The 14,088-nt window shown below is 28.5% G+C and carries 9 protein-coding genes and 1 riboswitch; of the genes, 2 read left to right on the top strand and 7 right to left on the bottom strand.

Annotated elements, in window-relative coordinates; genetic code table 11:
• Nucleotides 1-1,472: arylsulfotransferase family protein (locus KGF52_RS04310; RefSeq protein ID WP_227839253.1), on the top strand; the 1,472-nt coding region annotated here is incomplete at its 5' end.
• A 507-nt stretch (nt 1,473-1,979) separates the two neighbouring features.
• Here the strand turns inward: KGF52_RS04310 and KGF52_RS04315 are convergent.
• The 7 genes from KGF52_RS04315 to KGF52_RS04345 form a co-directional block, all read right to left on the bottom strand.
• The gene (locus KGF52_RS04315) at nt 1,980-4,904 is read right to left on the bottom strand and encodes a sigma 54-interacting transcriptional regulator (RefSeq protein ID WP_227839254.1); all 2,925 of its coding nucleotides are present in this window, start codon (nt 4,902-4,904) and stop codon (nt 1,980-1,982) included.
• Between the two features lie 136 nt (nt 4,905-5,040).
• Entirely contained in the window at nt 5,041-5,691 is a 651-nt protein-coding gene (fsa, locus tag KGF52_RS04320) for a fructose-6-phosphate aldolase (protein WP_003423115.1), read from the bottom strand.
• 57 nt (nt 5,692-5,748) lie between these two features.
• A complete protein-coding gene (locus KGF52_RS04325; RefSeq protein WP_227829237.1) occupies nt 5,749-6,321 on the bottom strand; it encodes a xanthine phosphoribosyltransferase in 573 nt (190 codons plus the stop codon).
• 187 nt (nt 6,322-6,508) lie between these two features.
• Nucleotides 6,509-6,610: riboswitch (purine riboswitch) on the bottom strand.
• 106 nt (nt 6,611-6,716) lie between these two features.
• Nucleotides 6,717-7,868, bottom strand: a complete 1,152-nt coding sequence (locus KGF52_RS04330) for a mannitol-1-phosphate 5-dehydrogenase (RefSeq protein ID WP_227829238.1) — start codon at nt 7,866-7,868, stop codon at nt 6,717-6,719.
• A gap of 18 nt (nt 7,869-7,886) precedes the next feature.
• Nucleotides 7,887-8,309, bottom strand: coding sequence for a PTS sugar transporter subunit IIA (locus tag KGF52_RS04335; protein WP_227432702.1), 423 nt, complete (start codon nt 8,307-8,309; stop codon nt 7,887-7,889).
• 30 nt (nt 8,310-8,339) lie between these two features.
• Nucleotides 8,340-10,469 carry a BglG family transcription antiterminator gene (locus tag KGF52_RS04340; protein ID WP_227839255.1) on the bottom strand — a complete coding sequence of 710 codons (2,130 nt, stop codon included), beginning with the start codon at nt 10,467-10,469 and terminating at the stop codon, nt 8,340-8,342.
• 36 nt (nt 10,470-10,505) lie between these two features.
• On the bottom strand, nt 10,506-11,927 hold the full coding sequence (locus KGF52_RS04345) for a PTS mannitol transporter subunit IICBA (protein WP_227829240.1): 1,422 nt from the start codon (nt 11,925-11,927) through the stop codon (nt 10,506-10,508).
• A 621-nt stretch (nt 11,928-12,548) separates the two neighbouring features.
• Here KGF52_RS04345 and KGF52_RS04350 point away from each other — a divergent pair.
• Nucleotides 12,549-14,048 (top strand): IMP dehydrogenase, encoded by a 1,500-nt coding sequence (locus tag KGF52_RS04350; RefSeq protein ID WP_227829241.1) that lies wholly within the window; start codon nt 12,549-12,551, stop codon nt 14,046-14,048.
• Nucleotides 14,049-14,088 lie beyond the last annotated feature (40 nt).

A 14,088-nucleotide genomic window follows, 5' to 3' on the forward strand; every position in this document is an offset into this window, starting at 1 on the left:
GAAAAAATTTATTAAAGATAGTATTTTTATGTAGTATTCTATTTGTTTCTGGTATTTTCGTAAAACAAGTCTTTGCATCTCAAAGTAATTCGAAAAAAACACTTAATATAACTATAAATGGTTATGATGTAACACTATCTAAGGAAGGGATTTTTAATAGTCAAAACGTAAAACAACTTAATTCAACAAATCAAAATAGTATAACAATAAAAAATCCTAAAAATGTAAACAGTGTCAAAATAGATGATAAAGAAATTAATGTAAATAATAAATCTACTTTTAAGTTAAAAGAAATCAATAGCTCTTCTAAAATAAAAATATCTGTAATATATAATGGTGAAAACTCATATAGAAATTATTATATAAACTCTCTTTCAAAAGATTTTCCAAAGTATACTGTTACTGCAAATAGCCCTTATGATGGTGATTATTATCTTACTACACACAATGAAGAACATAATTTTGTATTTAAATTAAATAACCAAGGAAATATAATTTTTTACAAGGAAGTCGAATCAAATCCTTTTGATTTTAAAAAAATAACTACAGATGATGGTAAAATTAGATATGGATATTTACTTCAAGATAAAGACTCAACAAAGCGAATAAGTTCTGTTGGATACTCCCCATCATATCTTGTAATATTAGATGAAAATTATAATGAAATAAATAAAATTACTATGGAGAAAAGTAAAAACATAGAATCTGGTACTGAGTTAGAAAACCATGACTTTATATACATAGATGATAATCACTATATTGTTTCTAGTTATCAAAAGACTAAGGCGACAAATGTTCCTTCAAAATTGAGTAAAGGAAATTCTCCTTATGTAGTAAATAGTGTATTACAAGAAATAAAGGATGGGAAAGTTGTATGGCAGTGGGAAAGTATTGATTATGAAAAGCTATATGAAGAAAGTGCTGAACAAAATAATTTTAGCGAAAAAAGTGATACATCCTTAGACTATGTACATTTTAATTCTATGACTATCGACCCAAAAGACGGAAATCTAATCTGCTCATTTAGAAATTTAGATGAAGTTATTAAATTAGATAGAAAAACAGGAGAAATTATTTGGACTTTAGGAGGATTGGGTGATGAGTTTGATTTAACAGATAATCAAAAGTTCTCAAGACAACATAATGCTAGAATTACAGATGATGGATATATAACTTTATATGATAATGGTGTAAAAAATAAATCTACAAGAGTTATTAAAATAAAATTGGATGAAGAAAATAAAAAAGTTACTGAATATCACTCATATGACATAAATGACTACTACAAATATATGGGGTCAGTTCAAGAAATAGATAGTGAAAAAGATGTGTTTTTAGTTGGAACTGGTGGAAAGGCTGGAGAAGAACAAGACTTAGTGGCTATGGAAAAAGATTTTTCTAATGATAAAGTTTATTTTAAGTTTTCATTCAAAAGTGGTGAAAGCATGTATAGATGTTATAAAATCAAGTAGCACATATTTAGAAAATATAAATCTCTAAAATATACAATAAATCCTGCAATAACAATGAAAATGTCCATGTTTACCTGCAGGATTATTCATTTTTCATCAATCAGTATTTTTTATAAAACTCACACTTCCTTTAGCTTTCTTCCCTGTAACAGTAATTTTATATGTTCCACTTTCATCAACCTTTACTTGAAATGTACTTGTCTTGAGATTCTTCCCTTCGAAAACAGGCTTTTTATCATCTTCTTGTATGAAATTATTTTCTAAATCATTATGATGACCACTCTGTAATTTTTTAACATAATAACTTATCTTTATTATATCTTCTATATTTTAGTTTTAAAATAGTTTATATATTCTATTTATCAATAAAGAAGGCTAATCCTATAAAATCATATAAATCAATTTCATAGAATTAGCCTTATATCAAGTAATTAACTACTTAGCAATTAAATAATTTTAAATTTTATACTAAAGCAAATTTTTTGTGTCTATCTTTTCTATACTTAGTTAACTTAATATCTTTTTTATTTCGTTTTTATCTTCAGTATTTAATAAAACTTCTAAAGTATGTTGGTCATTAATCTTTGAAAATAAGCTTCGTATTTCTTTCTTATTATTTTCTTTAAGTGCCAGCAGTACCACTAAATCTACCATAAATTTATTGTCCCATACTATGGGCTTATTTAATCTTGCTATAGCTATTGCTGGCTTTATAACATTTTCTGGAAGTCCATGTGGTACAGCAACTTTTGAAGCCATTACAACACTTCCCATAGCCTCTCTTTTATACACACTTAATATATATTTTGAGTCTACATATCCACCTTCTTCAAGCTTTGATACAAGAGTATCGATTATATACTCCTTTGAGATTCCTTCAAAATCATATAAAATCAAATCTTCATGTATTAAATTATTCAATTGATTATCGCTACTCAAAGATGGTTGTTTATTATTTAAATGTTCTAATACCTTGTTAATTCCATTTTTTCCAAGTACCTCATTATAAGAAATAAAAGGTACATTTTTATAATCTATATCAATTGTGCCACAAATAGCAATAATATTATATTCAGCTTCAATGTCATTTAATTCATCTTCTAAATTATTATTTAAAAAAGCAATTGGCTTTACTTCAATTGAAGCATCATATTCCTCAATTTGCTTTTCTATATGTTCCTTTAAGTTTAAAGCTGTGCCTACCCCACTTAAACATAATGTAATAATTACATTTTTCTTTCCATATTCATTTTTTCTATAACTAAATTTATTTGTGTTTACCATAGCATAATTTTTATTTTTCTTTAAATCCGCTATTATACCATCTAAACTTTTTCCTTCAATTGTAGCCAATTTTCCTGCTTCCATTGCTAATAATGTATCCACCCTATTTACAGTCTTGCATCTAATACCAAGTCTTTTTTCAACCTCATCACCAAGGATTACTAAAGAACCCATATCAATTAGAACTAAAATTCCTTTTTGTGCTTCTATCTTTTTAAGTTCTTCTAATACATGTTCTATGCCTTCTGCTGGTGAATCTGTAAGTGCTATTTCTATACCCAATGTACATTCTATACCAAGGATATGATTTACAACATTAGACATTTCAATTCCAACCTTACCATGTGTAACTATAACTACTTTTACTTTATCTTTTATACTTTCTTCATTGTAACAAAATTTATTTATATAATACGCTAAATATCCAAGTTCATCCTCTGGGAATGTAACTTGTGTTAAATCTTCCACTATTCCCATTACATATCTGGATAATTCATATTCCATTGGCATTGATGCTTTTATCTTATCCAAACTTGGATTTATTATAGTTTTTCCATCTTTTATTCTATCTATAGCATGCTCAATATGAATCGCTAAAGCTAAATACAACCCTTGATTTACATGTTTAAATTGCTCTTTAATAAATACAATTACTTTGTCCATTATCTCTAGTGTGTATTCTTTTAACTGTCCTCCCCAATCTATTCGACTTCTTCTATCAGATAAGTTTTTATTGTTTTTAATAGCGTTAAATTTATTATCTAATTTTTCTATAAATGCATTTTTTAATTCTTCTTCTGAAAAACACTTACTTTCTAGAACCTTCAATTCTTTTTCTGCATAATTGTATATTTCACTTATCTCATTATCAGACAAAATTCTATTTTTTCCACTTACTAACTCACTAATATCTATATATATATCTTCAACTGAAAACTCAGAATACTTTTCATCTTCACAATTACAATCATAATATCCACTTTTTATATAATCTCTTAAGCTATCTAAATCTATAATTACCTTGTCACTAGAAAATATTGCCTTACTAAAAGCTCTAGCACAAGTTACTTGTATATCACTCTTTAACTGCCCTATATTCCCAGTACATTTATAATTCATAAGTGCACACATCACTTCTTTAGTTATTATAAAGTTTTTATTTACTCTTTTTGCTTCTCTTTCAAAGAATTTTATTATTATTTCATATCTTTCAGATTTCGGTCTTTCACTCATATTAGGTAAATTTATTACCATTGGTATACGTCTTCTAAATGTTTGAAGTAAATTAGAATCTGGATTTTCTGTTGTAGCACTTATTATGAGAACATTTGCCTTTCTATTAGAACTACTCTCTCCTAATCTCCTAAATTCACCTCTATCTATTAAAGAAAATAATATCTCTTGACCAGCAGCAGGTAATCTATGAATTTCATCCAAAAACAAAATTCCATTATTGGCTTGCTCTACAAGACCCTCTCTATTTGCATCTGCTCCTGTGTATGCACCTTTTACCACTCCAAACAGCTGAGCTATCAATAGGTTAGGATTTTCTGCATAATCTGCACAGTTAAATACTATGAATGGACTATTTTCTTCTTTGATATTATTTTTCACAGCATATTTGTACATACATGTGGCTAACTCACTCTTACCTACACCTGTTTCCCCATATATTATAGTATGAAGACCATTAGGAGGATACATGATTGCTGATTTAGCTAGGTTTACTTTCTCTTTCAAACTGCCTTTTATACCTATTAATTCTTCAAACCCATCCTCTTCTACAGCCTTACTAACTTTTACATGCTTTCCAGAGGATACTAGTTCTTTATCTTTTATTTCAGCTTTCGGTTGGCTTAAATTTTCTTCTTTTAGTAATTTTGATACTGCACTTCTTGATATATTATAGCCATTTTCGGTTAAAATTTCAGTTATTTTTCTTTCAGACATTTGTGGATTCTCATTTACAATCTTAGATATATCTTTTATTAAGATTTGTTTTCTTCTTTCTCTTGAATCTAAAATATTATTTTTTTTTCTAACTGCTATTACTTCAGACCTAGCTACATTTAATATTTCAGCAAGTTCTTGGTCAGTGTATGGATTTTTCTTGTCTTCTCTTTGTATCTCTCTTAATATTTTATCCATATTTCGCCTCCTTACTTTAAATTTTAGTTTATTTCAATATATTATACACCAAAATAAGACTAGGCAAAATAGCCTAGCCTTATTGCTTAGAATTTCCATAAGAACTTCTCTTATACTTATAATCATATTTCTATAATTATAATTTTAAAGAAGCACCTTCCCAATCCTTCATAAAGCTATCTATTCCTTTGTCTGTCAAAGGATGCTTAATCATTTGGTTTATAACTTTAAGAGGAACTGTTGCTATATCTGCTCCCATTCTAGCAGCTTGTAAAACATGTATTGGATTTCTAACACTAGCAACTATTATTTGAGCCTCAATACTATTTACACTAAATATATCAACAATTTCTTCAATTAAATCAAGACCATTTTGTGATATATCATCTAATCTTCCAACAAAAGGACTTACATATGTAGCTCCAGCTCTAGCAGCTAAAAGAGCTTGTCCAGCAGAGAATATAAGTGTAACATTAGTTTTTATACCTTTACTAGATAATACTTTTACTGCCTTTAAACCTTCTGCTGTCATAGGTATTTTTATAACTATATTTTTATGTATCTTAGATAATTTTTCTGCTTCTTCTATCATACCCTTGTGCTCTAAACTTATTACTTCTGCACTTATCGGCCCATCTACTATCTCACTAATTTCTTTAACTACTTCTATAAAATCTCTACCTTCTTTAGCTATTAGAGATGGATTTGTAGTCACTCCACATATTACACCTAAATCATTTGCTTCTTTTATTTCTTCAATATTAGCTGTGTCTATAAAAAATCTCATTTAAAAAATCCTCCATAATTAAAATATGTGCTAAACACAAGTATATAATATCATAAATTATCTAAATTTTACAGTTCCATTATCTATAGATTCAACTACTGCTAAAGATTCTAATCTTACATCATTGGCCTTTAAAAGTGCTCCTCCAGCTTGGAATCCTTTTTCAATAACAATCCCTACTCCAACTAAGTTTGCATTTGCTTGCTCAATTAAATCTTTAAGCCCAAGAGCTGCCCTTCCATTAGCTAAAAAATCATCTACTATCAATATATTTTCACCTTCGTTTATATACTTTTTAGAAACTTTTACTGCATATTCTTTTGCCTTAGTAAATGAATATACATTAGTTTCATACACATCTTTATCTAAATTTTTAGATTCTGATTTTTTTGCAAAAACTACAGGCGCATTATCAAAGTATTGTGAAACAATTGATGCTATAGCTATCCCCGAAGCCTCTATTGTAAATATTTTATCCACTTTTTCTCCACTAAATCTTTCTTTAAACTCTCTTCCTATTTCATTTAAAAAAGCTACATCAATTTGATGATTTAAAAAACTATCGACTTTTAGTATATCATTTCCTGAAACACTACCTTCTCTTAATATCTTTTCCTCTAAAGCCTTCATTGTACTCCCACCTAAACCTTTCTAAATTATATTAATCTTAATAAAAAAAATTATATTCTCTTTAATTTTACTATCTACATTGCTTGTATTTTATCTTAGAATACTAAAAAAGCTCCTGTCTATATCATAGACAGGAGCTTAAAATTCAAAGTAACCAACTTAATATATAATTTAAAATAAGTATAAACTATATCATCTTCACTCCTGTAGTTAAGCTATTATTGGTAGCTTAGTAGAAACATTTGAACCATATTATCAAAAGTATACAGGTAAACATATTAATTTATTCTTTTTAATTATATATTATAATTCTCTATTATTCAACAAATAATTCAAACTGTGTAGAATAAAACATTCATTAGTTACTTGACAAAATCCAACCTTTTTAAGTAAACTTATAGATTTTCCATAAAGATATAACTTTTTTCTATATTATCTAGAAGTACTTCATCATTGCTTATATTAGCTATTTTAGAAATAGCTTTTTTTACTCCATTAGACTTTATTAGTTCTTGCAATTCTACACTTTGAGCATCTTCACTATTATTATAATGAAGTGCTGCACCTATTCCAAGAATTAAATTATCAACTGTTAAACCATATGATTTTGCTGTCATTAGAGGCTTAATCAATCTGTCTTTATCGCTTAATTTTCTAAGCGGCTCTCTTCCAACTCTGACTACATCATCATTAAGATATGGATTTTTAAATCTGTTTAAAATCTTATCAATATATTTATAATGTGCTTCTGAATCAAAATTATATTTTTTGATTAATCCTTCTCCACTTTCTGTCATTGCATTTTTCACTATATTACAAATATATTCATCATTTATACTTTCTTCTATTGTTTTGTATCCTTTTAAGTACCCTATATAAGCAGTTATAGCATGGCCTGTATTTAGTGTAAACAACTTACGTTCTATATAAGCCATAAGGTTATCAGCTAAATTCATTCCAACTATATTAGGTATTTCTCCTTTAAATCCTTGCTTTTCAACATTCCACTCATAAAAATTTTCAACGGTTACATCAAGAGGATTCTCATTTTTACCAGGAGGAACTATTCTATCAACTGAACAGTTAGGGAAACCAATATATTTCTCTAAATAGTCTGCTTCTTCTTTATTTAGACACTTAAGTATTTCCTCTTTTAAAGAAGAACTTGCATATATCGCATTTTCACAAGCTATTATATTTAAATTATTTGTTAATCCTTTTTCTTTTCTAGTTTTTATACCTCTAGCAATTGTAGGTGCTATTTTAGTTAAAACTAAAGGACCAACTGCTGTGGTTATTATTTCAGCTTCTACAATCTCGTCTATTATTTCTTCTTTTATAGATGAAACTGCACTTATATTGTCAATTACTTCATCTACACATTCTACATCTCTTATGTGTATAGTATATTTTTTATCTTTATTTATTGAATTTAATATTTCTTCATTAACATCAGCAAATACAACATGATAACCTGACTTAACTAACAAACCTCCAATAAATCCTCTCCCAATATTTCCTGCTCCAAATTGGATTGCCTTTTTCATTTTAAGTTCCTCCTAAGATTAGTTGGCAAAAGCTTCCATAAAAGCTTGTTTGTCATTTGAATTTTTTAGTCTCTCTGTTAAATCATCATCTAAAACTATTGCTATATTAGATAGTATCTCTAAATGCTCATCTCCAACACCAGCTATTCCTATTAATAAATATGCCTTTTCTCCATCAAAGTCTATACCATTAGGGAATTGTAGTATCACTATTCCAGAAGATAATATTTCTTTTTTCGCTTCATTTACACCATGTGGAATAGCAACACCCATTCCCATATATGTAGTCATTACCTTTTCTCTCTCCAACATTGCTGGTATATATTCTTCTTTTACATATCCATTTTCAAATAATTTTCTTCCTGCTAAAGTTATAGCTTCTTCCTTTGAAACACTATCTAATCCTAAAAATATATTATTCTCATTTAATACTTTACTCATAATATCAACCTTCCTTTTTTAATGTAAATTTTATTTATCTATTAATGTTCTTAATTTATTTGTATAAAAATTAAAAACTATACCTTTTATTTCTAACGTTATCTCTTGTATAGAAAATTTGTTTATTTTATTAGTAAAAACAAAATTATCTATTAATGAGCCACTTATTTCACTCATTATTTGTCTTTGATAACTTGGTGAATTTTTAGGAAGTAACATAAAAACCACATTTTCAATTTCTTCCTTGGAATTTAGTTTTATGTTATTTTCTAATCTTATTATTGCTAACTTCATAATATCTATTCTTTCACTCATACAATGTAATAATAAAATCCTTGATTCTTCTATATATGGAATTGATATTTTTAATCTTTCTTCTAAGGATTCTTTTATAGATATTACATCTTCACTAGATTCTACAAATATTTTTGATGAATCCATAATAAGTTCATCTAAGTTTTTACTTTTAAATTTTTTAAATTGAATTTCATCTAAAAACTTAAGAATATCTCTTCCTATGTTCATGCTTTCTGTTATCTGTTCATATACTTTATTTTTATTTTTAGTATCATCTTTTACTTTTAAATCCATTAATTTGTTTTGAGCTATAGACTTTATTTTTTCTTTGATTATCAACTCATCATCTGAACTCATAAATGGACCTACACATATATAATCTAAGTTTGTATTTAGTTCCACTGTAGATACAATTAAATCGACTTCTTTTTCTTTTAAATATTCTTCATCTATGTTTATAGCTGAAATAGTTTCAAGTATATTTAGATTGGGAAATTTATTTTCAATTTTAGTCGATAAAAACCTTGAAGTACCTATTCCAGTTGGACATGCTACAACAATATTCAGATTAGTATACATCATTAGATTTTTTTCTATGGCTGATGCAAAATGCATTGCAATATATCCTATTTCAGATTCAGGTATTGAATTTATATTTAGCTTATCTTTTATGATTTTAGAAATTTTTTCAACTCCATTATAAGCATATGAATACTTAGTTTTTATTTCATCTAAAAGAGGATTTCTTATTTCTAATCCCATATTCAATCTGTTTATAGAAGGTCCCAGATGGTTTGCTAGGTCTTTAAATAATCTTTCATCATTTTTAAGACTTATCTTAAATTCATCTTCTGCTAAATCTATCATTTTATTTGTAATGTCCATCACTTCTATATCATCTAAGTTTAACTCTTTATGACTTGAAGATGACCTTTGCTTTGCACCTCTAATATGCATAGTTATATATCCAACTTCATCTAATGGTATATCCATACTAAAATCAACTGCCATACCTTTTACGATTTCTTGCGCTAATTTAAACTCTTCGGTTAAAGATAATTCCTTTAGAAAATCTTTCTCCATGGTTATATTCTCACCATTTTTTATCCTCTGTAAAGCTAGTGAAATATGAACTACAAGACCTATATATGCACTATCAGCTAAATTTACATCTAATTCAGAAAGCTTCTTTGTTAATGTACTTTCAACTTTTCTTATTATGCACTTGTCCATTAAATTTAAAAGTCTATTTTCACTTAAAATTTCTATTGCTTTATCAGTTTGTATATTCTCACTTATATTTCTAACCATGTCCAATATTTCTTTTTCATTAAATGAGTCATATATAAGGTTTACATATGCTTCTCTAAAGTTTTTTTCCTGACCTTTGAGATACACACCAAGCCCTGGTTTTCTAATAAGCTCAATATCAAATCTTTCTAACCATTCACTTGCTAATGTAAAATCATTGTTTAGTACCCCTTCAGATACCTTTAATATTTTTGCAAAGTAATAAGATTTTACTGGCTCATTAGAAACTAGTAGCTTTGATAATATAATTAAATTTCTTTCTTCTTTACTGTATTCTTTTTCTATTTTTTCTTCTTCTAACAACTCAATGATAAAATTTTGATTTTCTATATTTTCTTCTAAAATCAAACCTACACCTGGTTTTTTTACAAAATTAAAATCATTTTCATCAAACCATTTTTCAATTCCTGACATATCTCTAAGTACAGTTCTTGAGCTTAGCTCTAACTCTCCTGCAATCTCAGAAATGGTTATTGGAATATTCTTTTTGGAATTTTCTACTATCATGAGTATTATCTTTTTTTGTCTAGATGTAATCTTCTTTTTTTTCAAATTTATCCACTCCTAATCAGTGGTACTTTTTATTTTTTATTTAGATTCTAATCTTTTAAACAGTATATCTAAATTTGGGTCATTTAAAAAGTTATTTATTGAGACTATCTCAACATTTGAATTATTTTTGGCAACTCTTTCAACTAATGTATTGTGAGTTACTACTATTTGTGTATCATCTGGAAGATTATCAACAGATGAGTTTGTAATTTCTATATCTAAATTTAAGTTTTTTATTCTATTTTTAAATCTAGAAGCTCCCATTGCACTAGAACCCATTCCTGCATCACATGCAAATACAATCTTCTTAATTTCATTTAATTCAAGTTGCTTTTCTTCAACTTTTTTATCCGAACTTTTGCTTGCAGATTTCATATCACTCATCTTTGCTTTAGCTTCTTCTAAAGTACCATCTTCTTCACTTTGATTTGCTGAAGCTCTCTTAACAAATGGTGCTGCCACTAAGAATGATACAGCTGTCGCAACTGCAACCCCTGCTAATACTGGAAGTAATCCTCCTTTTGGTGCTAGTGCCATAAGTGCAAATATACTTCCTGGTGATGGTGCTGCTACAAGTCCAGCTCCTAATATTGAAAAAGTTAATATTCCTGCTGCTCCACCTGCCATTGTAGCTAATATTAAAACTGGATTCATTAATATATATGGGAAGTAAATTTCATGGATACCACCAAGGAAATGTATTATTACTGCTCCTGGTGCTGATTGTTTTACACTTCCTCTACTAAACATCCAATATGCTAATAGAACACCTAATCCTGGTCCAGGGTTACTTTCTAATAAGAACATTATAGATTTACCTGCTTCTTTTGCTTCAGCTATACCTATAGGACCTAATATACCATGGTTTATTGCATTGTTTAAGAACAGTACCTTTCCAGGTTCTATAAATACTGAGACTAAAGGTAATAAACTTTTACTAACTATAAATTGCACTCCTGATTCTATAAGAGCTGTACCTGCTACTATAGCTGGTCCAATTGCATAAAAACCTAATATTGCAAGAAGCATACCTATTATACCTATTGAAAAGTTATTTACTAACATTTCAAATCCTGTTGGTATTTTTCCATCTACAAGTTTATCAAACTTCTTGATTACCCATCCTGCAAATGGGCCCATTATCATTGCACCAATAAACATTGGTATATCAGCTCCAACGATTACTCCCATAGCTGCTGCTGCACCTATTACTCCCCCTCTTTGTCCTGCTATAGCTTTACCACCAGTATATGCTATCAACAGTGGTAAAAGATATTTTATCATTGGATCGCCTATAGTGCTTAATTTTTCATTTGGCATCCATCCTGTTGGTATAAATAATGCTGTTATAAGACCCCATGCTATAAAAGCTCCTATATTTGGCATTACCATACCACTTAAAAATTTACCTACTCGCTGTATAGATGTCTTTATTGTCGATTGATTAGAACTGCTCATAATTTTACCTCCATTTGAATTATATTCTATATCGATATGATTCCCTTTTGTTATACTTTTATTATAGAGTTTATATTTTATAGTAACAACTTTAAGAAATCGTTTCTATGTCACTTACGATAATGACATTTTTCATTTTAGTTTTTGTTTAATTTTATTTATGTAGTATTTTAGAATATCAATCTTTATAAATAATACTATATTTATAAAGTACTTGTGTATTTGATGAATATCATAAAACCTTATACAAAAGTGATTAAGAATTTTACGAAATAAATTTTTTAGGGATACTTTTGGACATACTAATATAGATTTAATTAATTTATACTTTCAATAAAAAATGCTCTATACCCAATATTAGTAACAGGAGTATATAAACATAATGCAAGAGATTATATACTAAGAATTAACTTCAAATTAGCTACTACATTAAATAAAACCTTATTTAATATACAGTTTGATTGTGTAAAGCAACATATATTAAACAAATTCAGTTAAAATAGTTTAAATTTTTCAAAAATCTCAATATCTGACAAAATACTTTAATAAAATTAAAGAATAAGTTATAATTAATACTATCAATTATAATAAAGTATAAAAATATTAAGGAGTGATTAAAAAATGGCGTTTTATTTTGATACACCATCGCATACTTTCAGTGAGTACCTACTTGTACCAGGTTTCTCTTCTATTGATTGTATACCTGCTAATGTAAGTTTAAAAACACCTGTTACTAAATTTAAAAAGGGCGAGGAAGCAGATATTCATATGAATATACCTTTAACTTCTGCTATTATGCAATCTGTTTCTGATGACAAGATGGCTATTGCGCTTGCTAAAGAAGGCGGTATCTCATTTATATATGGTTCTCAAACTATTGAAAGTGAAGCTGCTATGGTAGCACGTGTTAAATCTCATAAGGCTGGATTTGTTGTGAGTGATTCAAATATTAAACCTGACAATACATTAAAAGACATACTTGAACTAAAAGAAAAAACTGGACATTCTACGGTTGCTGTTACTGAAGATGGTACTTCAACTGGTAAATTATTAGGTATTGTTGCGAGTCGTGATTATCGTATAAGTCGTATGGATTTAGATACTAAAGTTAGTGAATTTATGACTCCTATGTCATCCATAGTTTATGCTAACAAAGATGTTACTTTAAAAGAAGCAAACAATATTATATGGGACCATAAGCTTAATTCTCTTCCTGTACTTGATGATAATGGTAATCTTGTATATATGGTGTTCCGTAAAGATTACTCTTCTCATAAAGAAAATCCACTTGAACTTTTAGATTCTTCTAAAAGATATGTAGTTGGAGCTGGTATCAATACTAGAGACTTTGCTGAGCGTGTTCCTGCTTTAGTTGAAGCTGGTGCTGATGTTTTATGTATAGACTCTTCAGAAGGTTTTTCTGAGTGGCAAAAGATAACTCTTGATTTTATTCGTGAAAAATACGGTGATACAGTTAAGGTTGGAGCTGGGAATGTAGTTGACCGTGAAGGATTCCTTTACCTTGCTGAAGCTGGTGCTGACTTTGTTAAAGTTGGTATTGGTGGTGGTTCTATATGTATCACTCGTGAGCAAAAAGGTATAGGACGCGGACAAGCTACTTCTATAATTGAAGTTGCTCAAGCTAGAGATGAATACTTTGAAAAAACAGGTATTTACATTCCAATTTGTTCTGATGGTGGTATTGTTTATGACCATCATATAACTTTAGCTTTAGCTATGGGTGCTGATTTTATAATGCTTGGTAGATATTTCTCTCGTTTTGATGAGAGTCCAACTAATAAGGTTAATATAAATGGTAGTTACATGAAAGAATATTGGGGAGAAGGTTCTGCACGTGCTAGAAACTGGCAAAGATATGACCTTGGTGGAGATAAGAAACTTTCTTTTGAAGAAGGTGTTGACTCTTATGTTCCTTATGCTGGTTCTTTAAAAGACAATGTGACACTTTCTCTAAGTAAAGTTCGTTCTACTATGTGCAACTGTGGTGCTCTTAGTATTCCTGAACTTCAAAAAAATGCTAAGCTAACACTTGTATCTTCTACTAGTATAGTTGAAGGTGGAGCTCATGATGTTATGCTAAAAGATAACAGAAACTTATAATATAAATAAAAGTGTAGTTAATTGTAAAACAATCAACTAC

Source organism: Clostridioides sp. ZZV15-6597, assembly GCF_020657815.1.
GTDB lineage: Bacteria > Bacillota > Clostridia > Peptostreptococcales > Peptostreptococcaceae > Clostridioides.